The sequence below is a fragment of the Egbenema bharatensis FJBBOT/2019 genome (genome assembly GCF_048077055.1).
Classification (GTDB): domain Bacteria; phylum Cyanobacteriota; class Cyanobacteriia; order Elainellales; family Elainellaceae; genus Egbenema; species Egbenema bharatensis.
The window spans coordinates 1,321,039-1,343,142 of the sequence record NZ_CP182236.1 but is presented as its reverse complement, the minus strand read 5'-3'; the positions used below and the strand labels follow the sequence as shown (position 1 = coordinate 1,343,142).

General features: G+C 50.7%; 20 protein-coding genes and 3 pseudogenes. 11 read left to right on the top strand and 12 right to left on the bottom strand.

The window, feature by feature from the left end; genetic code table 11:
- Positions 1 to 382: 382 nt before the first annotated feature.
- The gene (locus ACM1PF_RS06375) at positions 383 to 766 is read right to left on the bottom strand and encodes a response regulator transcription factor (protein WP_416673251.1); all 384 of its coding nucleotides are present in this window, start codon (positions 764 to 766) and stop codon (positions 383 to 385) included.
- Positions 767 to 1,062: 296 nt separating this feature from the next.
- On the opposite strand from ACM1PF_RS06375, the gene ACM1PF_RS06370 reads away from it, so the two are divergent.
- Entirely contained in the window at positions 1,063 to 1,311 is a 249-nt protein-coding gene (locus tag ACM1PF_RS06370; RefSeq protein ID WP_416673248.1) for a hypothetical protein, read from the top strand.
- A 260-nt stretch (positions 1,312 to 1,571) separates the two neighbouring features.
- Here the strand turns inward: ACM1PF_RS06370 and ACM1PF_RS06365 are convergent, their stop codons facing one another.
- Together ACM1PF_RS06365 and ACM1PF_RS06360 are read right to left on the bottom strand one after the other, a co-directional pair.
- Complete coding sequence (locus ACM1PF_RS06365) at positions 1,572 to 3,227, bottom strand: Ppx/GppA phosphatase family protein (RefSeq protein ID WP_416676583.1); 1,656 nt, start codon at positions 3,225 to 3,227, stop codon at positions 1,572 to 1,574.
- A 211-nt stretch (positions 3,228 to 3,438) separates the two neighbouring features.
- Positions 3,439 to 4,307: pseudogene (locus ACM1PF_RS06360) on the bottom strand (phosphatidate cytidylyltransferase).
- Positions 4,308 to 5,023: 716 nt separating this feature from the next.
- Between ACM1PF_RS06360 and ACM1PF_RS06355 the strand changes: the two are divergent.
- The gene (locus tag ACM1PF_RS06355) at positions 5,024 to 6,283 is read left to right on the top strand and encodes a M23 family metallopeptidase (RefSeq protein ID WP_416673247.1); all 1,260 of its coding nucleotides are present in this window, start codon (positions 5,024 to 5,026) and stop codon (positions 6,281 to 6,283) included.
- Between the two features lie 211 nt (positions 6,284 to 6,494).
- On the opposite strand, the gene ACM1PF_RS06350 is transcribed toward ACM1PF_RS06355, so the two are convergent.
- Entirely contained in the window at positions 6,495 to 6,629 is a 135-nt protein-coding gene (locus tag ACM1PF_RS06350) for a hypothetical protein (RefSeq protein ID WP_416673245.1), read from the bottom strand.
- Positions 6,630 to 7,222: 593 nt separating this feature from the next.
- Here ACM1PF_RS06350 and ACM1PF_RS06345 point away from each other — a divergent pair.
- Positions 7,223 to 7,420, top strand: a complete 198-nt coding sequence (locus ACM1PF_RS06345; protein ID WP_416673243.1) for a hypothetical protein — start codon at positions 7,223 to 7,225, stop codon at positions 7,418 to 7,420.
- A gap of 237 nt (positions 7,421 to 7,657) precedes the next feature.
- Here the strand turns inward: ACM1PF_RS06345 and ACM1PF_RS06340 are convergent, their stop codons facing one another.
- The 3 genes and pseudogenes from ACM1PF_RS06340 to trpB form a co-directional block, all read right to left on the bottom strand.
- Entirely contained in the window at positions 7,658 to 8,287 is a 630-nt protein-coding gene (locus ACM1PF_RS06340) for a ribonuclease D (RefSeq protein ID WP_416673242.1), read from the bottom strand.
- A 19-nt stretch (positions 8,288 to 8,306) separates the two neighbouring features.
- On the bottom strand, positions 8,307 to 8,846 hold the full coding sequence (locus tag ACM1PF_RS06335) for a CAP domain-containing protein (protein ID WP_416673240.1): 540 nt from the start codon (positions 8,844 to 8,846) through the stop codon (positions 8,307 to 8,309).
- 270 nt (positions 8,847 to 9,116) lie between these two features.
- Positions 9,117 to 10,357 (bottom strand): annotated as a pseudogene (gene trpB / locus ACM1PF_RS06330) (tryptophan synthase subunit beta).
- A gap of 193 nt (positions 10,358 to 10,550) precedes the next feature.
- Here trpB and ACM1PF_RS06325 point away from each other — a divergent pair.
- The 4 genes from ACM1PF_RS06325 (at position 10,551) to ACM1PF_RS06310 (ending at position 13,153) form a co-directional block, all read left to right on the top strand.
- A complete protein-coding gene (locus ACM1PF_RS06325) occupies positions 10,551 to 10,913 on the top strand; it encodes a translation initiation factor (RefSeq protein WP_416673238.1) in 363 nt (120 codons plus the stop codon).
- A 205-nt stretch (positions 10,914 to 11,118) separates the two neighbouring features.
- Positions 11,119 to 12,072, top strand: coding sequence for a DNA polymerase III subunit delta' (gene holB / locus ACM1PF_RS06320; protein ID WP_416673236.1), 954 nt, complete (start codon positions 11,119 to 11,121; stop codon positions 12,070 to 12,072).
- 65 nt (positions 12,073 to 12,137) lie between these two features.
- Positions 12,138 to 12,746 (top strand): Uma2 family endonuclease, encoded by a 609-nt coding sequence (locus tag ACM1PF_RS06315; RefSeq protein ID WP_416673233.1) that lies wholly within the window; start codon positions 12,138 to 12,140, stop codon positions 12,744 to 12,746.
- A gap of 29 nt (positions 12,747 to 12,775) precedes the next feature.
- Entirely contained in the window at positions 12,776 to 13,153 is a 378-nt protein-coding gene (locus tag ACM1PF_RS06310) for a helix-turn-helix domain-containing protein (protein WP_416673231.1), read from the top strand.
- A gap of 33 nt (positions 13,154 to 13,186) precedes the next feature.
- Here ACM1PF_RS06310 and ACM1PF_RS06305 read toward each other — a convergent pair whose 3' ends face one another.
- Positions 13,187 to 14,089, bottom strand: coding sequence for a biotin--[acetyl-CoA-carboxylase] ligase (locus tag ACM1PF_RS06305; protein ID WP_416673230.1), 903 nt, complete (start codon positions 14,087 to 14,089; stop codon positions 13,187 to 13,189).
- 141 nt (positions 14,090 to 14,230) lie between these two features.
- On the opposite strand from ACM1PF_RS06305, the pseudogene pgeF reads away from it, so the two are divergent.
- A pseudogene (gene pgeF, locus ACM1PF_RS06300) lies at positions 14,231 to 15,093 on the top strand (peptidoglycan editing factor PgeF).
- Positions 15,094 to 15,239: 146 nt separating this feature from the next.
- Here the strand turns inward: pgeF and ACM1PF_RS06295 are convergent.
- On the bottom strand, positions 15,240 to 15,521 hold the full coding sequence (locus tag ACM1PF_RS06295) for a dihydroorotase (protein ID WP_416673227.1): 282 nt from the start codon (positions 15,519 to 15,521) through the stop codon (positions 15,240 to 15,242).
- 333 nt (positions 15,522 to 15,854) lie between these two features.
- Here ACM1PF_RS06295 and lepB point away from each other — a divergent pair, with 333 nt between their 5' ends.
- From lepB to ACM1PF_RS06280, 3 genes are all read left to right on the top strand, one after another.
- Positions 15,855 to 16,433, top strand: coding sequence for a signal peptidase I (lepB, locus tag ACM1PF_RS06290; protein WP_416673226.1), 579 nt, complete (start codon positions 15,855 to 15,857; stop codon positions 16,431 to 16,433).
- A gap of 202 nt (positions 16,434 to 16,635) precedes the next feature.
- Entirely contained in the window at positions 16,636 to 17,091 is a 456-nt protein-coding gene (psbQ, locus tag ACM1PF_RS06285; RefSeq protein ID WP_416673224.1) for a photosystem II protein PsbQ, read from the top strand.
- Positions 17,092 to 17,101: 10 nt separating this feature from the next.
- A complete protein-coding gene (locus tag ACM1PF_RS06280) occupies positions 17,102 to 18,232 on the top strand; it encodes an NAD(P)/FAD-dependent oxidoreductase (protein WP_416673222.1) in 1,131 nt (376 codons plus the stop codon).
- 24 nt (positions 18,233 to 18,256) lie between these two features.
- Here ACM1PF_RS06280 and ACM1PF_RS06275 read toward each other — a convergent pair whose 3' ends face one another.
- The 3 genes from ACM1PF_RS06275 to ACM1PF_RS06265 form a co-directional block, all read right to left on the bottom strand.
- On the bottom strand, positions 18,257 to 18,844 hold the full coding sequence (locus tag ACM1PF_RS06275) for a peptidoglycan-binding domain-containing protein (protein WP_416673220.1): 588 nt from the start codon (positions 18,842 to 18,844) through the stop codon (positions 18,257 to 18,259).
- 517 nt (positions 18,845 to 19,361) lie between these two features.
- On the bottom strand, positions 19,362 to 20,585 hold the full coding sequence (locus ACM1PF_RS06270) for an MlaD family protein (RefSeq protein ID WP_416673218.1): 1,224 nt from the start codon (positions 20,583 to 20,585) through the stop codon (positions 19,362 to 19,364).
- 12 nt (positions 20,586 to 20,597) lie between these two features.
- Entirely contained in the window at positions 20,598 to 21,380 is a 783-nt protein-coding gene (locus ACM1PF_RS06265; protein ID WP_416673215.1) for an ABC transporter ATP-binding protein, read from the bottom strand.
- Between the last annotated feature and the right edge of the window lie 724 nt (positions 21,381 to 22,104).

The window sequence follows — 22,104 nt, the reverse complement described above, 5'->3', positions numbered from 1 at the left end:
CACAAAGCAGAATTGCCTTGCGATCGGCTCATTTGAATCGATGCGATCAAATTACATTGCTTAAAAACTGAGTGTTGCAAGGGGTGTTAGAACCCTGATTGACTGACAAAACTCCTGAAACCCTGATTCTCCCGTAGGTTGGGTTAGCGATAGCGTAACCCAAAGGAACATAGGCTGGTGTTGGGTTTCACGTTGTTCAACCCAACCTACGGGAAAAGATTTGTCAGTTAACCAGGTTAGAACCTGGCGTTCAGTTGTCTCGCTTGCATAGTTCTATCTTGCCGGATGCTATCCCTGACCGTCGTGAGGCCAGAGTCCCAACTTTGGCAAACCACCGTGCGGCAATTCTCACCCGATCGGGCTAGGACATCACCTGATTGGATTAGGACTGTAATTCTTTCGGTGTTCCAAAACCAGCTTCCCGGGCCTGCACGATCGCGGCTGCACGAGACTTCACCTGCATTTTGCTGAAGATGTGGGTAATGTGATTTTTCACCGTTTTGGGACTGAGGACTAACTGTTCGCTGATTTGAGTGTTGCTGAGTCCCTGCGCGATTAGTTCCAGAATCTGCTGTTCTCGATCGGTGAGGGCTTCGACTCCTTGGCGATTGAGCCAATCGGGTTGAGGGTTCTTTGAAGCGGCAAAAGCCGATTCCTCTGGTGTGGCATCCACTTGAATAAAGTTTTGCACTTCCTTCAGAAACCGTTGAGTCAAGCTGATGATGATCCGGTGAGCGATCGATTTAGAATCATTAGTTCGTATCAAGGATCGTATCAATCTTGACTTGATTTCCCTGATCATTGGTGATAGGCTCAACAACTATAGTTATCTTTTAAGTTAACCAAACGGAGGAGATGACTGGATACCTGGAGGCGAATTCTCTGCGGAGGTCAAGCGTTGCCTGACGAGCTAACACGCCCAACCTCCTGACCCAGACTATCGTGGCTAGTCCAGGCTAGGGTGTATGATAACACCCGATGCCTGTTGCTTGCCCTGTCTGACATTGAGGGCTAGTCTCTAGGGTTTCTTCAAACCCTGGAACACAAGGAGATTCATAAACTATGTCCGACAAATTTTTCGGTCAGCCTCCTATGGGCGATCGTTCCTTTTCTGCTGCCCGTCGATCGGTCAAGATTCTGATGATCGGTCAACCTGATGATGTGGAACTGATCATTGCCCGACTGTATCAATGTGATTTTTGCCGCGTCGAGGATTGGTCAAGACCCCTACCCTTCTCGCAAATCCAGCAGGCCACCACCAAAGAACCCGGTGAAATCATGCGGATTTATGTGCGATCGATGACCCTCTAATTCAGGATGCACTGTAGGGGCGTACTGCTGTGCGTCCCCACCTTGACCGGAAACGAATAACCTATCCGCAGGCTCCCTGCATGGGCGCATTGCAATGCGCCCCTACGTTTTGACTATTGGATCACGCTTCGCCCCGACTCCCGACTCCCGACTCCCGACTCCTTCCAGCAAACGAATAACCTATCCGCAGGCTCCCTGCATGGGCGCATTGCAATGCGCCCCTACGTTTTGACTATTGGATCACGCTTCGCCCCGACTCCCTATTCCTGACTCCCCACTCCCTCCAACATCAACTCCAACTTCACATCAAACTCCGCCTCAAAATTGCCCTTTTTCAGATCCAGACTCCATAGCTCCAGGGCGCAGTCGTCCCTGGGATTAGCGGCTTGTAAATGCAGGTGTAACCTCTGGGATTCTGCCTGATACTCACAGCGAATACTTTCGATCGCCCCAATTTGCCGCCGATCGAGCGCAACCGCCAGCCGCAGCAGGGGATGTAGTTGATCGACCATCCGCCGATGCTTTTTGCTGCTGATGCTGCGATAACACTCATGCTTCTTTTTAGGACTGCTCTTGCGGTGATAGCGGGCCAAGTTGGCGATCGTCTCGACTTCCACTTCGGTATATCCCAACAGCTCCCCATTACGGATTAGATAATAGGAGTGCTTATGGTGGGAAGAATGGCTGATAAAGTGACCACAGTTATGCAAAATCGCCGCCGCCCACAGTAACTCGCGCGCATCGTCGCCCCACTCGTGCAAAACTCCCCCTGTTTGATCAAACAAACTGAGGGCAAACTTCGCCACTCGTTCACTATGCTCCAGGTTGACGTGATACTTCTGGGCTGTTTTAATCACGCTACGCTGCCGGACAGATCCCTGATAGCGCAGGCGGTCTTCAATCATGCCGTGGGTCAGCATCCAGTCCACCACCACGCCTTCCCGCAGGGCCCGCTCGCAGATTGTAATGCTTTCCAGCCCCAGTAAAGACATCGCTTCTTGTAAAATCACCGCCCCGGCAACAATAATCTCGGAGCGGCGATCGGACATACCTGGGATATCAGAGCGTTCAGAGTAGTCAAGCTTACGCAGACGGTTAACGATTTCTCGCAGGTCTTTCAAGCTGAACTGATAGCCATTGAGCGGGTCAGGAACCATCCCCAGCTTTTCACGGGCGTGGATTGCAGCGAGCGTTTCGATCGTCCCCGATGTCCCCACCATTCGCGGCGTTTCCCCTGGCTTCAGGTGGCTGCGCAACTCCTCCACCGATCGCTCCAGCATTCCCCGAATATAGGCTTGCAGGTAGTGAAATTCACTGTTGCTAATGGGATCGGTCTTAACAAACTCAGCCGTCAGCCGCACTGCTCCCACTTTGGTACTACTGAGGGTACGCGGTTCATGTCCATCGCCTAAAATCAGTTCCGTAGAGCCACCGCCAATGTCAACAATCACATGGGGCTGTTCCTGAAACTCCATGCCCGACAGCACACCCAGATAGATCCGGCGAGCTTCTTCCGTCCCCGAAATCAGGTCGATCGTTAGCCCGGTTTCGCGCTCCACTTGATGTAAAAATGTCTGCCCATTTGGAGCCTCTCGCACCGCACTGGTTGCCACCGCAATTAAATCCTGCGCCCCTAAACTTTTGGCAATCTCCTGACAGCGTTTCAGGGCATTGATGGCCCGCTCCATCGCTTCTGGGGTGAGTCGTCCGGTCTTTGGATCTCGATCGCCCAGGCGCACCGTATCTTTTTCTCGATCGATAATCGTGAATGCTGGAAAGCTCGGCTGGATCTTCACCACCACCATATGGATGGAGTTGGTTCCTACATCAATGGCAGCGAGAATACAATCCTGCTCCGCATTAGAATTCAGAGCATTCAGGACTTGGTCTTTAGTTTTATGGATTAAGTTAACCATCCAGGTGTTCGGGGGTAGCAATACAGGATCGGCAGAGCGTGCAGCCCAAAGCGGCGCACCAAAATCGCCGTTACTACTAACCTTCATGGCTCTAAAGACCTGCTCCGGTCACTTGCCGAGCCAGAGGAAATGCCACGACTTGCCTAGATTCTATCGTTCAGTTTGATAATTTAGATACTAACTTCAGTAAAAATTGAATGAGATCACACCATCAGGACGGCAACAGTGGTAGAAGCAACGTCATGAAGTAATAGATCAGGGGCGCGGTGAACACATAACTATCGGCGCGATCGAGAATCCCCCCGTGCCCAGGAATTAATTGGCCAGAATCCTTCACCCCTGCATCCCGCTTCATCATCGATTCAGTCAGATCGCCCAACAAACTGGCAATGCCAATCATCAAACCCAGAGCCATCCCGCTCAAAGGCCCCCCTGCCAGTTCAAGTAACATGATCCCACCGTCGCCACCGCAACACTGCCCAACACGCCAAACACAGCTCCCTCTACCGTCTTCTTGGGACTAATATCCGTCAGGCGAGTCCGTCCAAAAATCTTCCCGAAAATATATGCCCCAATGTCTGCTGCCCAGATGCTAAAGAAAGCCAGCAGGGTAGTGGTTAGTCCAACGGGCAGGTCTGCAATATTCGGCAGACTGGTGGGGAAATAGCCCTCTAGAGGCAGGTTACTGACTTCAGCATTGCCGATCGCCCGCAGGCGCACCCAATAACTGGGTAGGTATCCCCCATAAAACAAGCCCAGAATTGAAGAAGAGATATCGGCGATCGTGGCGAACTTAGGCTGAAACAGAAGGTAAAAGCAGATTAGCGTTCCGGCGATCGGCATCAGAGCATCTGCCAGGGAAGAAGAAATCGTTGCTGTAACCAGCAAAACCTGGCTAACCACCAGCGTTGTTTTCGCCGCAGGAGCCACCCCCTTAGCGCGAACTAAATCAAAATATTCTTGCTGTCCCAGGTAAACAATCACCCCCAGGCAAATGGTGAAGTACCACCCACCGAGAAGCGTCATCCCCAGGGCAAGCAGGATGGCAACGATAGCACTGAGGATACGGGACAATGGCATAGGAAAATAAGGGTGAGCGAGTTTATGACTGGTTCAATCCACTCCGATCGGACGTACTGTTGAGCGAAAACAAGCAGGTCGTTAAATTCAGATTAAGGAACACTGTGGCATAGATTAACAGAATTTTCGGTAACTGCTGCAAAAATCCCATCAAGCCCTCCAGAGTAGCCCCTATTAAAATTTAACGCTTTCTTTTGAAATGCCCTTTTGCTTCAGTCAACTTTGCCCGCGAAGGTGGGTAGAATACGAGACGAGATAGCAAAAAAGACTTGAAAATGGCAGAATAATGCTTGATTGAGGCAAAACTTGGTTTTATTTTTTGCCAGATTTCCAGGGTGTCATCGGTGTTATCAAACAGTGCGTATCCTGATTGCTTGCTAAGGGAGCGTATATGGATTGCATGGGAAGAAGCTGTCAGTATTTATGGGGTCGGCTTTTTGATGTCGGCACAAGTTTTCCTACTGCTCTGTAAGTAGGTCATGGTTCCTGGTTTGTTGATTCGCTGCTGTTGATTAGTTGATTAAACTTCTGCCCAATCAGTGTCCGCTCAGTAGTGCAAATGTTTGGCTGCGCTCTGCTGGTGATCGAAGTTCCAATTATCTGCTTTATGATAGCTACGGGCATTCGCATGATCAGCGAACACAAATGGACGGTAGGATAACGCTCTACTCCTTCAAATGCCTTATATTCGGTTAGGACCCGTCGAAGATGCAGTGATGAATCAGAAACGTAATTCACCCCCAGCTAACGATTTCTCCATCCCCCATCACCTGCTCGCCAAGGGGCTGAGTTGTCTGAGTGGGATCGGTCTGCTTAGTGCGGGGGCGGCCTTCGCTCAAGCTACTCCTGAACTCTATGTTCCCAGTGCCCAAGACCTGCTTCAATCGGATGTTAACTTTACCCCTGCGCCAGATCCGATCGAATCGGCGAGTCCAGAACCCTGGATCCCCCCAGCGATCGCGGCCCCTGAAGTAGAGCTGGTTGTACCCGCTCCCGCCGCCCCTGAACCTGTTCTGACGGAAACCCCGCTCCCATCTAATGGCAGAACTCCAGCGGATCTTGTTTCCCCCAACCTTTCAGAAGATGCTTCGGCCGCTTTTGGAACGGGAACCTATATTGATTCCACACCTTATGATTTGGGCGCGACTCAGACGAACCAGCCCGATATTGTTTTATCTGAGCGATCGACGGGCTGTCAGTCGGTGCTCAAACCCGGTGATACGGCTCCATCCAGCATTTGTCCACCTGCAAACCTACCGGCGGGTGTGGTCGGGCAGGGAGGGGGATACAACCCAGCGGGTGGATACAGTGTGTACAACCTGGGCAGCAACCCAACGACCTCAGCTCGCAGTTTTTATAATCTGACGGTGCGTCCACCGGCCCGCCTCAGTAACGGCAATGTGAATCTGCTGTTCCCACTGTCCATTCCGGCAGTCATCAGTTCTGCCTTTGGTTGGCGCGTTCATCCGATCGCAGGTGAAATGCGTTTCCACTCTGGAACGGATATTGCGGCTCCTCAGGGAACTCCGGTGCTGGCAGCCTTTGATGGCAAGGTGGAGATTGCTGACTTTGTAGGGGGATATGGCTTAACGATCGTCCTTCAGCACAATAAGGGGACGGAACAAACACTGTACGCTCACCTGTCCGAACTGTTTGTTAAACCTGGGGAAACAGTGAAGCAGGGTGAGGCGATCGGTCGAGTCGGTAGTACAGGTCTGTCAACCGGGCCACACCTTCACTTTGAATTCCGCAAGCTGACTCAAGAAGGCTGGGTCGTGATGGATCCGGGAACTGCGCTGGAGCAGGCTTTAGTTCAAATGCTTCAGGGGCCCCAACTGGCTCAAAGGAGTACGGAATTGCCCGCGGTATTCCAATATCCCGGTAAGTCCCTGCGAATGGTGATCGATAAGGAGCAGGCTCCGTCTGCTGCTGATTCTGCCACTGAGCCGGAGACTGAGCCAAAAGCGCGTTCTTGAGATTTTTAACTAACCCCCATCAAGGGGCTTCAGTGATTAGCCTGCAATGGATGGCCGGTGTGATATCCGGTGCAAGCGAGCACGCATCCCACTTTTGTAGCGGTGACTAAGGGGGATGCAGCAGAATAACATACACCCGTTAGGGGTGCACTGCTGTGCGCCCTTACCGCCGATTTTTTCAAGGATTGGGATGCCATTTGATTGCAACTCCCTAAGCGGTGACTAATCCGCCCCTGATCCCTCCTCCGTTCCCGATCAGGAACGTCGTTTTTTGATTGAACCGATCGCCCTGAACCGATCGCCCTGAACCGATCGCCCTGAACCGATCGCAACAAAAACCATGCAAACGATTTTGACGCTCTATGAAAAACCAGAAAACACAATTTAATTTTCTTAACCTTCGTCAATTTCAAAAAAGACGTGCTATAAGGATGGGGAAGCAATTAAGTGATTGATTTGGACAGGCTAATGAAGTTCCGCCAGTACACAAATTACATTTGATTTATGATGGTGTTCTACTGCGTTGAAGCTCCTTAGCTATCCATTCACTCACCAATCGTTCAAGCTCTTACTCTTATTGCGAGGCAGGCAGTATCCTGATTAAGGTTGTATAAAGATTTGACCTTAAGATGGGGGTTGTACTGGAGTTGCAATACTGCCCTGATGCTGAATAGCAGCAGTTTGGGAAGAGAGATTTAATTGCGAATTCGGTCTGATCTTCAAACCGAATTACTCTAAAACTCTGGATCTGACTCATCTTAGATAGTCCCTTTCTAGGGAAAGTATCTTGCTGATTTGTTTGCTCTTGTGAGGCGGCTTCGGCTCGGTTTGTGCCGGTTCAAATTAGCAAATTAGCAGACCATTAGTTCAATTGTTTTAGGGTAATTAGGGCTTATTTCTTGCAAATTCACTGACAAAATTCCATCCTAGAGGTTTCCCATGCAGTACTTACTAATCGACACCCATCAACGTCCCCTTGGCACTCTGAAAAGCGACAAAACGTTCGCTGTTGGAGATACGTTTGAAAGCAGTGCTCAAAGCTACACAGTGATTGGTTTGAACTGGTTTAACCAACGCCCTCAAACGCAGTCCCTGACGGTGATCCCAACCCGGTTAGTGGCCAGGGCTGCGAACTAAAGTGTAGGTGTGTGGATGTGTGGGTGAGTGGGCGAGTGGGTGAATTAAGCGATCGATTACGGTGGTTTGTTAACTTACTATTCTATTCATCCATTCCTCCTTTCTCGCTATTGAGCAAAAACTTTGCCAGGGCAGGTGATTATCCTGGCAACTTTAGGGAATGCCTTCTCAAATATTGCCGGAGTAATAGATGTGTATTGGGGATGGGTTTGCATCAGCGGGATGCTCCCCGTTCAATCAATGTTCAAAGATATTTTGGTATTGCAGCAAGTCCAACTCCACGATCGTCGGTAGGCAAGCAAAACAGCGTTGAGCTAACTCCCATCGTCCTTCCCGTTGCAGCATCGCTGTGAGTTTCGATCGGACACTGATCAGGTAGCGGACATCGTTTGCGGCATAGCGGAGTTGTTCATCGGTGAGGTTAGCGGGATTACCCCAATCAGAGCTTTGCGCTGATTTGTCGAGTTCGACTTGCTCCAATTCCATTACCACGTCTTTTAAGCCATGTTTGGGTGCGTACGTTCGGGCCAGTTTACTGGCAATTTTGGTGCAAAAAACGGGTGTAATTTTGATCCCCAGGTGATAGCGCATCGTAGCCAAATCAAACCGGGCAAAGTGAAAGATTTTTTGAACTAATGATGATTCCAAAAGCTGTTGTAAATTCGGTGCGCTATTTTGCCCAATTTCAATTCGCACCACTGTGACATGCCCCTGAGCATCAGACAATTGCACCAGACACAACCGATCGCGCTGGGGCAATAATCCCATCGTTTCCGTATCGACCGCGATCGCATCGGTCGAGAGATAGGCAGCAAGTGTCTCTTCTGATAAGTCTCGATCGCATACCTGAAAATCATTCAATGCCATAATTTATTCTCACAGCTCCTTAGCGACGGCGAACAAATAGTTGGGTAAAGTAATATTCTCCTTCTGCATTTTGAGCCACTCCGATCCCCGTGAGATCAAAATTTCCTTCGATATTGTCCCGATGTCCGTCACTATCAATCCATCCCTCGGTGGCCTGCACAGCTGGTTCAGTAAACCCCCGATTAAATGCTACATTTTCTGCGGCACTGCGAAGGGGAATAGCTTGGGAAATCGCTTCTGCCCGTTCTTCAAATCCATCATGACTGAGGTTACGGCTGGCTGCCATTTCTTCACTGTGTAGCCGAGCCTGCTCACTAATTTCTGCGTTCAGCAATAGTTCAGGCAAGCCCCGCTCCGCCCGATACTGATTGATTTGCTCAAAGATAATTTGCTCTAGTTCAGCATAGTCTCCAGTGGGAACATCTGATTCCACCTGGCGATCGGCTCTACGTCCCGTCAGGATGGGCGGAAGGTCAAACTGCTCCAGGATCTCGCAGCCCCCCAGTAAAGATGCTAAAGCAAGGGCTAAAGCAAGGTTTCTCCAATTTGATTTGTACATACAGAGTGAGGAGTGGGGTGTGGGGTGTGGGGTGTGGGAAGTGGGGAATGACTCCGTAGCGCAGGCATCTTGCCTGCTGGTGTTTGTCCCATAGGTAAAGATTGGGTAGTGTTGAATCCCTACTGCTGATGGGGTGGGCTTCCTGTTCAGACAACTCTGTGGGCTTCCTGTTCAGACAACTCTTACGATTTAATTACTAACCCTCGATCGCGGAGTTAGGGCGCACAGCAGTGCGCCCCTACCAGGTGGTACGTTATTTTCTACGTGCACCTACTCCTCTGGATTCAAAAATTTTGCTACGGTGTGAACATCCTTATCGCCGCGACCGGAGCAATTAATCACGATGCGAGGATTGCCCTCTAGCTGAGGACAAAGGGATTCGAGATAGGCGATCGCGTGCGCCGTTTCCAGGGCTGGAATAATTCCTTCCAGGCGAGAGAGCTGCTGGAAGGCTTCAAGGGCTTGCTGATCCGTCACGCTGTAGTACTCAGCCCGTCCCGAATCCTTCAGATAGCTATGTTCTGGCCCGACACCGGGATAATCCAGTCCGGCACTGATGGAATGGGGTTCAATCACCTGTCCGTCTTCATCTTGCAGCAAATAACTCATAGCTCCATGCAGCACCCCGACCCGTCCCCGTGTCAGCGTTGCGGCGTGTTTTTCTGACTGAACGCCTTCACCGCCTGCCTCAATGCCAATCATCCGTACACTGGTATCTTTGACAAACTCATGAAATAGTCCCATCGCATTGGAACCACCGCCCACGCAAGCCAGCAGGATATCCGGTAAACCGCCCCATTTCTCCAGGCATTGTTGCCGCGTTTCCTGTCCAATAATCGTCTGAAAGTCCCGCACAATCATGGGGTAAGGATGGGGCCTGCCACCGATCCCAGAATGTAGTGGGTGGTTTCTACATTCGTCACCCAGTCCCGAATCGCCTCTGAAGTGGCATCCTTCAGCGTTCCTGTACCGGCTGCAACGGGACGAACTTCTGCCCCCATCAACCGCATCCGGAACACATTCAGGGCTTGCCGTTCCATATCGTGAACGCCCATGTAGATGATGCACTCTAACCCAAAGCGGGCACAAACCGTTGCGGTAGCCACACCATGCTGTCCAGCTCCCGTTTCAGCAATAATCCGCTGCTTGCCCATGCGCTTGGCTAACAGAACTTGCCCCAAGGCATTGTTAATTTTGTGGGCTCCCGTATGGTTCAAATCCTCTCGTTTCAGGTAAATCTGTGCGCCACTACCAGCCGATCGCGCGTAATGTTGAGTCAGCCGCTCCGCAAAGTACAATGGGCTGGGTCGTCCCACATAGTCCCGCAGTAGTCCTTGAAATTCTTCCTGGAAATCTGAATCATTGCGGTATTGGTAGAATGCTGCTTCTAACTCGCTCAGAGCAGGCATTAATGTTTCAGGGACGTATTTTCCGCCAAATTGGCCGAAGCGACCCTGGGCATCAGGAACTTGAACAACGGGAGAATTAGCTTGGGAGTCAGTGGTCAGCATTAGACTTCAGTGAGATGAAACATGTTGGGATGATTGAATAGTTTTTATTATACGGGAGTGGGGAGTAGGGAGTGGGGAGTGGGTTTCCGTAGCGCAGGCATCTTGCCTGCCAGCGATCGAATGGGGGATTGAGAAGTCATTCCGTAGCGTAGGCATTTTGCCTGCCAGCATGGGTCTGTAGGAGGAATTGGTGATGGGTAAACGTAAATCTGGTGAGCCGGGATCAGCAAGTAATCGGGTGGTGTACTCGGAGTTTGGCAATCATGACAATGCCGCTCTGGAACGGCCGATCGCTGAACTCCCTCCCAATCAGCAAAACTTGCGCGTTCAGGCAAGTCGTAAGGGGCGTAAGGGAAAAACGGTGACGGTGATTAGCGGCTTTCAGGCAAAACCCGAAACCCTGGCGGATTTACTGAAGAAGCTGAAGACTCAGTGCGGAGCTGGAGGGACGATCGAGGAGAACGAAATCCTGATTCAGGGGGATCATGCTCAAAAGTTAGTCCAGCTTTTAACTCAGATGGGCTATAAGGCGAAGGTGAGTGGTGGAAAGGGTTAGCGGATAGGATGTGAATGTTTAATTACAAGGCGATCGGCACTCAAAAGGGAATGATGGTAGTCAAATATGATACCGGCAATCAGGAACTATAAATTTCAATGGGTCAGCTCATCCGATGAATCCTCCGCGAATGAATGGCGGATTATGAAGTGAAAGTCCATTCAAGTGGACTCAAACCCCTTCCTAATTTAATTCAATTGTGACTATGTCTCCCTTCTTCCCCCTGCTCGGACAACCCCAGGCCGTTGAACTCCTGACTCGCGCCATCGCTCAAGATCGGATCGCTCCCGCCTACCTCTTCGCAGGGACACCCGGCATTGGCCGCAGCCTCGCCGCCCGTTGCTTCGCCGAACTCCTCCTCGCTCCCCCCTCCTCACTTCCTACTCCCCCCTCCTCACTCCACCAACGCATCCACCAGGGCAACCATCCCGATCTTCTCTGGGTCGAACCCACCTATCTGCATCAGGGCAAGCGAATTTCAGCAGCCGAAGCAGTAGAGCTAGGATTAAAGCGCAAATCTCCCCCAGAAATTCGCCTGGAGCAAGTCCGGGAAATTGCCCGATTTCTCAGCCGTCCGCCCCTGGAAGCACCCCGATCGGTTGTGGTAGTGGAACAGGCAGATAGTATGGCGGAAGCCGCTGCCAATGGCTTACTGAAAACCCTGGAGGAACCGGGGAAGGCTACGATTATTCTCCTTGCACCCAATACCGAATCCTTGTTGCCCACACTGGTTTCTCGCTGTCAACGGATTCCCTTTCAACGCCTCAGCACAGAAGCGGTTGCCCAGGTGCTAAATCAAGCCGGACACGCCGAACTGTTAGAGCATCCAGAAATTTTGGCACTGGCTCAGGGCAGCCCCGGAGAGGCGATCGTCCATTGGCAACAACTTCAAGCCATCTCCCCTGAACTGCTGAGTGAAACCACTCAACTACCAAATACTTTGCGGGGTGTGCTGGATCTGGCGCGTCGTATTGCTCAAACCCTGGATACCGAAGCCCAACTGTGGCTTGTCACCTACCTGCAACACCACTACTGGCAAACCCAGGGACAGCCTGAACAGCTCAAACACCTGGAAAATGCGCGACGGTACTTGCTTCAGTTCGTCCAACCTCGCTTAGTGTGGGAAGTGACTTTGGGAAGGATGCAGCAGGAAATTTAATGAAACTTATTTCTTTCAAAAGTTATGATAACCATCACAGCAAGCTTGAAGCACTGAGATTTGGTATGGACGTTCTTACGGTTCAACTGCCTGCCTCTGCGCCCTTAACTGACGAACAATTCTACGATCTTTGTCGGGCAAATCCTGATTTGAGAATTGAACGGAATGCCAATGGATCATTAATCCTGATGCCACCGACGGGGGGAGAAACTGGAAACCGCAACTCAGAGATTAATGCGGATTTTGTCATTTGGAACTGCCAAACCGAGTTGGGCAAAGTATTTGATTCCTCCACTTGCTTCAAATTGCCGAATGGGGCTGTTGGCGAAGTCAGCTCTGCGAGCTTTCGTTCTCCTGATGTAGCCTGGGTCAAGCAAGAGCGATGGGATGCCCTCACATCTGAGCAAAAAGAGAAATTCCCGCCGATCGCCCCTGACTTTGTGTTGGAACTCATGTCGCCTAGCGATACTCTGGAAACTGCTCAAGCCAAAATGCAAGAGTACATGGAAAATGGTGTCAAGCTAGGATGGCTGATCAATCGGCGCGATCGGCAAGTCGAAATTTATCGTGGGCAGCAAGCGGTTGAAACCTTATCTGCCCCAAGTCGTCTAGCGGGTGAAGCGGTTCTGCCGAATTTTGTTCTGGATCTTCAGTGGTTCTGGGATTCATATTAAAGCGAATTGAGATGGGAGGTAGTGGATATATGAAATTACGTCCGATAAAAACTGAAGCAGATTATCAGGCAACGCTAAAAGCGATCGAGTTGCTATTTAACGCCGCACCCAACACGCCTGAATCCGATCGCTTAGATGTACTCAGTACCTTAGTGGAAGCTTACGAGAAAGAACACTGCGCGATCGAACTTCCTGATCCAATTGAAGCCATTCAATACTATATGGATACCCGTGGTTGGTCTCGTCATGATCTGGAATCCTGTCTTGGCAGTCGAGCCAATGTGACTGAGGTATTGTCCCGCAAACGTCCTTTAACGTTGGAAATGATTCGGAAGCTGAATCAAGAGTTGGGAATCCCAGCCGAAATTCTGATTCAACCCTATGAGCTGATGCAAACTTCTGCCTGATTGAACTCACGACCATTAGTTCCTGGGAAAAAATCATTTTCCCTTCGTGTCTCCATATCCCAAACTCACTGCCCCCGGAGCCAAACAAACCTCAGAACCGATCGCATCTTCCACCCGAACGCGGAGTTGCCCCGTTGGAGTAATGCCCATAACCACACCACGCTTCCCCTCAAAGGCGATCGATTGTCCCAAATTCACTAACAGCTTTTCATAGGCAGCCGCACAGACGAACGGATCAACTCGCTGCCAGTAGGTGTAGCCCAACTGCAAACCCTGAAGCACGATCGCAGCCAGGATTTCAAGGGAATCGATCGAGGGTGTGGAGCTTGATGATTGGGGGGCTAGAGTGGCTAAAACCGTCTTCAAATTAATTCCTACCTCAGGTACAGCATTCTGCCAATTCAGCCCAACTCCGATCACCGCTTGATGAATCTGCCCTTGAGCAATGCGAGTTTCCGCCAGAATACCGCCCAGCTTTCGCATAATCAGACGATCGGAATTACTTCGATCGTTCATGCCCCGATCCGGAATCACCAGGTCATTAAACCATTTGATCTGCACCGGAATGCCCCAGTCCCGTAACGCCATTGCCACCCCCCAGGCACTACTGAGGGTGAGCTGTCCTGCCTGCTCAACGGGTAAGTTTGGTTTAATTCCAAGGGACAGATACAAGCCACCCCCTGAAGACTGCCACTGATGTCCCCACTGTCCCTGCCCCGCAGTTTGTGCCAGAGCAATCACTACCGTCCCAGCCGGTGCTCCCTGACGCAGCAACTCCCAGGCGATCGCATTGGTTGAGGCAACCTGCTTAAACAGATGTACCTGAAATTCCGGCAAATCGGGTAAAGTGGGCGATCGATGAGGAATGCGTGCCGCTAACTGCGAAAAGCGATCGTGCTGTAGAGCCTTTTCTAAAATTTGAAGATCAAAATCCACAACGAAAATTAGCAAGGAGATGTGAAATCTGGCTATAGATTCACAAATCTACAGGATTTTGGCGTACGCTAGCATGAGCGGAGAGCTTAAAGACCGAATCCCTACTCCCTACTCCCCACTCCCTATCTCCCCTTCCCCACCATGCAAACCTGGCACTTGCAAACCTGGCAAGGACTTCCTTATTTCACCTGCGACTTGTTGAGTGAGTGGAAACACGGTTTTTTTACTCAGCAATTCTGGTCGCGGACTCCTGCCGATCTAGTGGAAATCCTTGAGCCAACGGCGGACATTTACCGAGTCAAGCAAGTTCACGGTAATACGGTTCTCAGCTCTTCCGAAATCAATCGCGCCACTGAACAAGGACTGATGGCAACGGAGGAAGATGGAGATACCGATCGCCCCTCTTTCCCGATGCCGATGGCTTGTTGACTGAGTTGGCAAATCAGGCAGTGTGGGTATGTTCGGCAGACTGTACGCCCGTGCTCATTGCCGATGAAGCGACGGGACAGGTGGCAGCGGTTCATGCTGGATGGCGCGGTACGGCTCTGAGCATTGTGCCAAAGGCGATCGAACGTCTGTTGGCTCAGGGGAGTCAACTACATCAATTGCGGGTGGCAATGGGCCCGGCGATCGCTGGAGAAGTGTATCAGGTTTCCACAACCGTTGCAGCTCAGGTGGCAGCAACGATCGTCAAACAACCTGCGGGGGTTCTTGCCTCTTCTCTTTCTGAGTTAGAGCAGCCCACCCCAATTGAACCCAACGAAATTCTCAAGGCAGTCCAACAGTTACCCAACTCCCCCGTACTGGATGATCCCCAACCCGGTCGATCGCGGTTAGATGTGCGCCGGGTCAATGTCCTTCAGCTCGAACAAATGGGCATTTCGCCAGAGCAAATTGCGATCGCCCCTTACTGCACGTACCAAAATGCGGATTTATTTTTCTCCTATCGCCGAGAACGGCAGAAGCGGGTGCAGTGGTCGGGAATTGTCAGTCAGGGAGAATGACTGATGGATGGGCAATATGCCCGCCAATCAGGGAACCTTTAATCCAAATAGTCCCAATTCTTGTGGGGTCGGCATCTTGCCCGCCCAGTCATCTAAACCTTTCAACAAAACAAAAGGACTCGTATTCGGCATTTCCAAAAACGAAGTCACCCACCCTTGGCACAGGCACAGCTTGCGGTGAACAAATCTTCTTTGTGCTCCAGCCCCGGTTCCCGAAAATGCACCTGGGGATCAATTACACCAGGCAACAAAGTTAGCCTTTTTGCGTCGATTTCTTTATCTGCCAGGGGATTGTTAGGAGGAGGTAATTCTGGAGCAACTTGAGCGATCAGGTGATCACGGACTTGCACATCTCCCGCAATGAACTGACCATCGGGCATCAGAATTCGGGCATTGCGAATGTACAAGCAAGGAAGAGGATCAGCCATAATGGATAGAATTTATGAGAAGCATTTCTATGCTACATAAGCGGTTATCTTCATCTCCGTCCTTTGGGGTATGATCAATCACCTGTTACGGTCACGAACTAACTCCACTCTGTGTTTCCCATCAGGGAGAGCATTGCCCCCTTTAGGAGCGTCTGCTAATTTTGTAAACTTTTCGTTCATATTCACCCCCATGATGGGGCTGGTAGCCTAACCTAACTCATGTCTAACCCTGATCAAAATTCGACATCGTCCAAGCCCGGAAACGCTTCAAAGCCAACACCTGGCACTCCTCATTCCACAGCACCTTCCAATCCTTCAAAGCATCCACCCTCCATGCCATCCAATCCTCCACCGAAACAAACTGAAAATCCCTGGGTTGAAGCCCTCAAGACAGTGGGACTGAGCCTGGTTTTGGCTTTGGGAATTCGGCATTTTGTGGCAGAGGCTCGCTACATTCCCTCTGAATCGATGGTTCCCACGCTGGAAATCAACGATCGCCTCATCGTTGAAAAAGTTAGCTATCACCTGACTGAGCCGGAACGGGGTGACATTATTGTGTTCATGCCACCGGAAGCGGCAGGACGAGAATGTTCCGGGTTGCAGGTTCAAAATGGTCAGTTAAAGGATGCCTTCATTAAGCGGATCATTGCCTTACCGGGTGAAACCATAGAGGTCACCAACGGACAAGTGTTGATCAATAATGAACCGTTGCAGGAAGACTACATCAGTGCTCCACCCAGCTATCAAATGGCTCCCCAGGTAATTCCAGAAGAGAGCTATCTAGTCCTGGGAGATAACCGTAACAATAGCTGTGATGGCCATTTCTGGGGGCCAGTGCCTCAGGAAAATATCATTGGCCGAGCGGTATTTCGCTTTTGGCCACCAAATCGTGTGGGTGGCATAGACCCATAGCCGTGACGAGTCCTGCGAAAACCCGGTATAGTAGCTCTGAGCGATGTGCCTCAAAGCAACAGATTGAGACTTCTAGCGTAGTCTGGCCAACATGGGGACAGCATGATCTGGCGAATTCAATTTGTTGCTGGTTTGGCGGTGTTAGCCCATTTCTCACATTAAGCTCTGAGTCCAACCCTTAGTTGATACTGTGAATTCTGTTATGGTACGTTTTCGGTCTATTCTGGCAATGGTTTTAGCGATCGTTGCAAGCATTCTCCTGTTTTGGGGCAGCCCAGCCGCAGCAGCGCGATCGGCCAAACCCTACGTTTATACTCCTGCACAACTAGAGCAAATCCAGCGTTACACCGACGACGTGGAAGAATTACGCGATCGAATGCTGGAAATTCCAACATTGGTTCAGCAACAGCGATGGATTGATGTCAAAACCTTTATTCACGGGCCGTTGGGTGAACTGCGAACCAAGATGTTCCGCTTATCCCGCACCTTAGATCCCAAGGTTCAGAAAACGGCCCAGGTTGCTGCTAAGGATGTCTTTGAACATTTGATTCTGATCGACGAATCGGCCGATGCCCGTGATACCACCAAAGCCCTGCGCAATTACAATGAAGTCCTGAAGGATCTGGATGCTTTCTTTGATTTGATTCCGTCTAGCTGATCCCGGTTTAATGCCCCATATCATCATCATTGGCTGTGGCATAATTGGAGCCTCGATCGCCTATGAACTCAGCCGAGAGCCGCAATTTCAAGTAACTGTGCTCGATCGCCAGCCGCCTGCTCAGGAAGCAACAGGGGCGGCCCTGGGCGTGTTGATGGGAATTATCAGTCAGAAGCTGAAGGGTCGAGCCTGGGCGATGCGGCAGTCCAGTATGCAGCGGTATGGGACGTTAATTCCTGAGCTAGAAGGGATGACAGGGCAAAAGATCCCCTGGAATCGACAAGGGATTTTGAAACTGCTGTTCGAGGCAGACGATCGGGCAAAGTGGCAGCGATTGGCTGAGATTCGGCAATCCCAGGGCTGGCAGTTGGAACTGTGGGACTGTGAGCAGGTTCGATCGCACTGTCCCCAGATCCAGAATCCGCGAGTCACGGGTGCTGTCTATTCCCCCGACGATCGCCAGGTGAATCCCACTGCCTTAACTCAAGCTCTAGTCACTGCTGCCCAACGCAATGGGGTGACATTTCGCTTTGATGCCCAGGTGACTCGGTTTGCAAGTCATTCTAATCCAATGGGGCAATTTCCTGGAGTACAGATGCAATTGGCAAACGAAACGCTCTCTGCCGACTGGGTAATCGTTGCGGCAGGCTTGGGGTCTACGGAGTTGACGCAAACGATGGAGCATCCGATCGCCCTACAACCTGTGCTGGGTCAGGCGATGCGGGTGAAGCTTCCTGAGCCAATGGGCGATCGCACCTTTCAGCCCGTGATTACGGGAGAAGATATTCACGTGGTGCCGTTGGGGCAGGCAGAATACTGGGTTGGGGCAACGGTGGAGTTTCCAGCCGAATCTAACCAGGCCACTCTGGAAGCCATGAAGCAGGAAGCCATGAAGACCGATCGCCTGGAAACTGTATGGCAGGGAGCGATTGCCCTCTGCCCGGAACTGGCACAAGCGACCCTTCTCAGCACCTGGTCAGGGGTACGACCTCGCCCTCACAACCGACCCGCTCCCATTGTTGAGCCGATGACAGGCTACGCTAACGTTTTGCTTGCCACCGGCCATTATCGCAACGGCGTATTGCTCGCCCCTGCAACGGCTCAAATGGTGCGATCGATGCTGCTATCTGCTTCATCGTAGCGATATCGGATATTAACCAGAGCCTTACCCGATGCCGATATGCTCTACCCGAGCATCAAACCCGACTCCACGCAGACGGTTGGAAATTCGAGTGGCATCTGATAGGTTATCAAATTCACCCGCATTCACGAAGGGTCCCGCGTTAGTTGCATCCAGGAAAGCTCTAGGGATAAAACGTCTGACCTCAGATAACAACTCCGGTTCATTACCTGGAATCACCACCACATAGCGACCACATCTGGGTTGTAGCGAGAAACCGCTATCAAACGCACTGGAAGTGCAAGTCGTACCTGGGCCAGGAGAAGGATGGGAAACAACGGTACCGCCTCCAGGATGACAGGTTCCAGAATGGAGCGCGCTCAGGGTTTGGGGCCCGGCAACGCCATCAACCGCTAAACCGCAAGCTCTCTGGAAGGCAATCACGGCTGATTTGGTTTGAGGCCCGAATAATCCATCGGCCCGAATCCCCAATGCGCGTTGGAGGCGAGCCACTTCTGGGCCAGCCATGCCTCTGCGAAGGTAGATTCCTGAAGCTTCAGCAGCAATGTCCACGCTAAACACAGCGGTGGCTGCGATCAGGACTAATGCTCCCTTCCAGAGAACGCTTGACAATTTCCCAGTCAGCGAATTAAATGGCTTCAGTTTAGGAGGTACACTTGGGTCTCTGCCTGGTTCGGCAGAGTGAGTAAACCTTGGCAATTTCATGGGTTTCCTCGCTCAGTTTGCTTGTGTTAATTGAGACTCAAGTAACTCATGGGCAAAGGCTCGATCTGATCCATCGGGCTTTTGCTTTTTTCATTTCTGCCTGGCTCCACTGTAGAAATCCAGAGGAAGTCCAAAGGAAGTCCAGAGGTGAAATGGTCATGATTACTTTTGTTTAATTTTTATTTTCTCTCGGAAATTCCTAATACGCTAGATGCAGTATCTCCGTAAATTTGCGCTATAATCACCGATCGATCTAGATGTGGAGAAGATGAGGGGAGATCTGAGAGGCTGTCCCCCAGAATTAGCGTTGTTGATTTTTTTTGCGAAAAATTTAATTTATTAGAACGCTCGATCGGCAACACTACTGTTTTGAGGAGAGATCACAGGCCCTTCTAAAAGCTAGAAAAGTCTGATGAGTATGGGTTTAAGGCGACTGAAGAGTCTCTTCTGGCATTGCAGGCATCGGCAAAAGGTCTTCTAATTCAATCACCTGTTGATTGGTGGAGTGCAGGGCAATTTCTGCTGAGTTTAAAGCGTGAGCAAATTCAGTTCGCTCCTGCAATTGCTCACTGGCAGCAACCAGATTGCTTAATCCATTTACCAAATTTCGCAAGTTGTCCCGAAAAACGGGATCACCCGTCAGTTCATCCAGATCGGCCGTGATTTTTTGGGCATTTTGGAAGGTGGCCCGGGCTGAATCCAGGGTTTGCTGCAATAACAGCAGATTTTCAGTATCGCCGATCGCCTCCGTCAGCGATCGTAAGTTCACCGATGCTTCGACTGCATTCACAGATAGGGTTTCCAGATTTTGGAGGAGTTCACTTTCTTCAAACTCGGTCAGCATTGGAGAAATCCCGCTGACCAATAGCTGCACATCCCGACTGGTTTGGCTGATGCTGTCTAGAGTGGTGACAATGGCAGTACGGTTGGAAGTAATCAGTTCATCCACCTGTCCCGCCGTTAAAGCGATACTATTGGCTGCTTGCCCCACGGAAGTCACAGTCGTGGAGGTAGCATCAGAGATCTGTCCTAGCTCCTGGCGAACCGATCGCGACAGATTAGTCATTTCCTGACTGAGTTCAGTGATACCATCGGCGGCACTGGCTGAATTGCGGGTGAGGGTGCGAATTTCTGCCACAATTTCTGGGTCGGAGAACAGGTTCGTAAACCGAGTCATGGAGCCGACCAATTCACTAAAACTGACTCCCGCTTCTCCCACAACCCGATCGCCACTACAGATGATCAGGCTAGGGTCACAATCCGTCGCCAAAGGAGCCGTTGCCAGAGCAGCTTCAGATAAAGACCGTTCTGGGAGAATGTCTACATAGCTTTCGCCAATCAAACCACTCTGGATCACCTGAATCAGGGCATCTTTGGGAATCACCAGAGTTGCTGGGCGAACTTCTACCTCCACGGCTACCGCATTCGCTGCTGGCTGCACCGCAGTGGTTTGACCCACGGAGACCCCTCGGTATCGGACGGGTGCTCCCACCTCCATGCCGGAGATATTGGGAAATTCGATGATGAAGCGATAACCTCGCCGCGTTGGATCAAACCCACGAATCCATAGAATCAGCCCCCCCAGCAGGCCCAATCCCAACAAAATCAATAATCCAACTGAGCCTTCTCGAATCGTTCGTGAGCGCATGACTTGCCTTCCCTAAGGGGCCACCTGGATTCGCCCATCAACACTACCACTAAAGAATTGTTTGATTGCGGGATGCTCGGTCGTTTCAATGTCGTTCACCCTGCCTTCCCACTGTACATTCCCTTGATAGAGAAAGATAACTCGATCGGTTGCCCGGCGAATGGTGCTGTGCTGGTGGGTCACCATGACATAGGTGCCACACCCTCCCTGCTTGTGCTGTAAATCTCGAATCAAATCTTCAATCACTGTTGAGGCGATCGGATCCAGTCCTGCCGTTGGTTCATCGTAGAGCAAAACCTCTGGATTTGCCGCCTGATCTTCGGGATTTTGCATCACGGCTCGGGCCAGACTGACCCGCTTTCGCATCCCGCCAGAAAGTTCCGCTGGATAGAGATCCGCAATGCCAGGAAGTCCAACCATTTCCAGTTTTTCTTCCACCAATTGACGAATTCGTTTACGAGGCAACCGTGAATGTTGATAGAGTAAAAAGCCGATATTTTCATCCACGTTTAGCGAATCAAACAGCGCAGAATTTTGAAACACTAAACTAATGCCGATCGCTTCTGTTTGATCTTCAACTAACCCCTGGCGACGGTTTCCAGCAACATAAATTTCCCCAGCATCCGGTTCCAATAACCCGGCAATTAGCCGCAGGATGGTGGATTTTCCTGTTCCTGATGGGCCAATAATTCCCAGAGCTTCCCCTCGATAAATCGCCAGATCCACATTATCTAGGACCACATGACTGCCAAATGCCTTACTTACTCCTTTCAGTTCGATCAGTGGCTCAACCATGACACTGGAATTTGACGCTTGAGTAAAGGCAGGCTGGGAAGTAAGCATTCTACAACGACGATGACACAACGAGGAGCAATGGAAAAATTGAACGATCGAGCCGAACCCGATTGGAATAGAATCTGTTCTGTAGGGCTGAGGTTCGTTTCTGCTGACAAGGGTTACTACAAATGAAGAATTTGCTGCTACAGGTTCAGTTGTAGCTTAAATCGAGTGAAATCGGGTTGGCCCAAGTGGACAGAATCTTGTTTGGATCGAGTTGGGGCGTTGCTCCTACTATCCCAGTCGATTCTGCTCTATAGCGCATTGTCCTGCCTGGTTGTGAAGCATCCTACAAAGGAAAAACTGGATTCGCCCTATCCGGGTTTGCATTTTGGCTTCCTTTGACACAGCTTGCCTTAAACTTAGGCATCCAATCGGGGAACTGATCCGGACAATTTGGCGCAAGTTTATGGAAGTTAAATATTAAATTTGTGTCCTTGTGTCGGTGCGATCGCCTTGATTTTCCTGATGGGCAGTTTTACCGTGGAATACACTCGATATCTTGACTGACCGTTACTTCAACCAATTCTTAACACTCGGCAATTTGGGTAGATCTAAAATGGGTTCATTTTACAGTGAACCCTGGGGTTGATCCCCCTAAATCCCCCTTAAAAAGAGGGACTTCAACCTGCGTGAAAAGAAGCCATTTTGGCTCAAATCTCCCCCACAGGTAAGCTCCCTG

Bases quoted from the DNA above. Each gene is read 5' to 3' on its own strand.
- holB (WP_416673236.1), top strand. From the start codon at position 11,119: ATGTCTCCCTTCTTCCCCCTGCTCGGACAACCCCAGGCCGTTGAACTC.
- psbQ (WP_416673224.1), top strand. From the start codon at position 16,636: ATGGTACGTTTTCGGTCTATTCTGGCAATGGTTTTAGCGATCGTTGCA.
- ACM1PF_RS06355 (WP_416673247.1), top strand. From the start codon at position 5,024: ATGAATCAGAAACGTAATTCACCCCCAGCTAACGATTTCTCCATCCCC.
- ACM1PF_RS06365 (WP_416676583.1), bottom strand. From the start codon at position 3,227: ATGGTTAACTTAATCCATAAAACTAAAGACCAAGTCCTGAATGCTCTG.
- ACM1PF_RS06270 (WP_416673218.1), bottom strand. From the start codon at position 20,585: ATGCGCTCACGAACGATTCGAGAAGGCTCAGTTGGATTATTGATTTTG.
- lepB (WP_416673226.1), top strand. From the start codon at position 15,855: ATGCCATCCAATCCTCCACCGAAACAAACTGAAAATCCCTGGGTTGAA.
- ACM1PF_RS06335 (WP_416673240.1), bottom strand. From the start codon at position 8,846: ATGTACAAATCAAATTGGAGAAACCTTGCTTTAGCCCTTGCTTTAGCA.
- ACM1PF_RS06280 (WP_416673222.1), top strand. From the start codon at position 17,102: ATGCCCCATATCATCATCATTGGCTGTGGCATAATTGGAGCCTCGATC.
- ACM1PF_RS06315 (WP_416673233.1), top strand. From the start codon at position 12,138: ATGGACGTTCTTACGGTTCAACTGCCTGCCTCTGCGCCCTTAACTGAC.
- ACM1PF_RS06265 (WP_416673215.1), bottom strand. From the start codon at position 21,380: ATGGTTGAGCCACTGATCGAACTGAAAGGAGTAAGTAAGGCATTTGGC.
- ACM1PF_RS06370 (WP_416673248.1), top strand. From the start codon at position 1,063: ATGTCCGACAAATTTTTCGGTCAGCCTCCTATGGGCGATCGTTCCTTT.
- ACM1PF_RS06345 (WP_416673243.1), top strand. From the start codon at position 7,223: ATGCAGTACTTACTAATCGACACCCATCAACGTCCCCTTGGCACTCTG.
- ACM1PF_RS06295 (WP_416673227.1), bottom strand. From the start codon at position 15,521: ATGGCTGATCCTCTTCCTTGCTTGTACATTCGCAATGCCCGAATTCTG.
- ACM1PF_RS06340 (WP_416673242.1), bottom strand. From the start codon at position 8,287: ATGGCATTGAATGATTTTCAGGTATGCGATCGAGACTTATCAGAAGAG.
- ACM1PF_RS06325 (WP_416673238.1), top strand. From the start codon at position 10,551: ATGGGTAAACGTAAATCTGGTGAGCCGGGATCAGCAAGTAATCGGGTG.
- ACM1PF_RS06310 (WP_416673231.1), top strand. From the start codon at position 12,776: ATGAAATTACGTCCGATAAAAACTGAAGCAGATTATCAGGCAACGCTA.